Here is a 620-nt window from a genome sequence, read left to right on the forward strand (position 1 = left end):
TGCGCGGCGCCGGCGCAGGCCCACGCTACGGCTTCAAACCCACCGTCATGGCCCGCCCCCTCTCCGCCGGCTAAACCACACACCCCGAAGGCGCGCCCCGCACACACGTGCGGCCGGCGCGCCTTCGGGCGTCCTAGTCCGAACGACGTGGCGCGGGCGGCTTTAGCTGCGGCCGGATTTTTATCCCAGGTCGAGGCATTTACCGCCCAAACATGCCGCGGCAATGACCGGTGGAGCCGCTAACACCTCCCGCCCGTCGCGGACGTTATCGGATGTTGCCGCAGGTGGTGGGCAAGTCTTGCGGAGAGCCGTAGGCGTATGGGCGCCGCGTCGTCCGTCTCAGGTCCCGCACAGGTTAGGGTGGCGGTTCCGCGGCGGGTCGCTGCGGCGGGGAGGTCAGGGGAGTCCTCCCGATTAGCCTCACTCAAAAGCAACTTGGTGAATGTCGTCATGCGGGGGCGATGCGTGAGTAAACCCATGCCGTTCGGGCACGGTGGTTCGTAGGTGCTCGATTTCGGCGCATTACCACCGGAGGTCAACTCGGGTCTGATGTATGCGGGTCCGGGGTCGGGGCCGATGTTGGCGGCGGCTGCTGCATGGGATGAGTTGGCCGCGGAGGG

The 620-nt window shown here is 67.3% G+C and carries 2 protein-coding genes; both read left to right on the plus strand.

Translation table 11 applies throughout. The annotated features are described in order from the left end of the window. On the plus strand, window positions 1–74 hold a 74-nt coding region (locus tag A5744_RS24515; protein WP_139329418.1), incomplete at its 5' end, for a hypothetical protein. A 430-nt stretch (window positions 75–504) separates the two neighbouring features. Beyond that, the coding region (locus A5744_RS23365) for a PPE domain-containing protein (protein WP_139331479.1) at window positions 505–620 on the plus strand (116 nt) is incomplete at its 3' end.

It is taken from the genome of Mycobacterium sp. IS-1264, assembly GCF_001954195.1.
Classification (GTDB): domain Bacteria; phylum Actinomycetota; class Actinomycetes; order Mycobacteriales; family Mycobacteriaceae; genus Mycobacterium.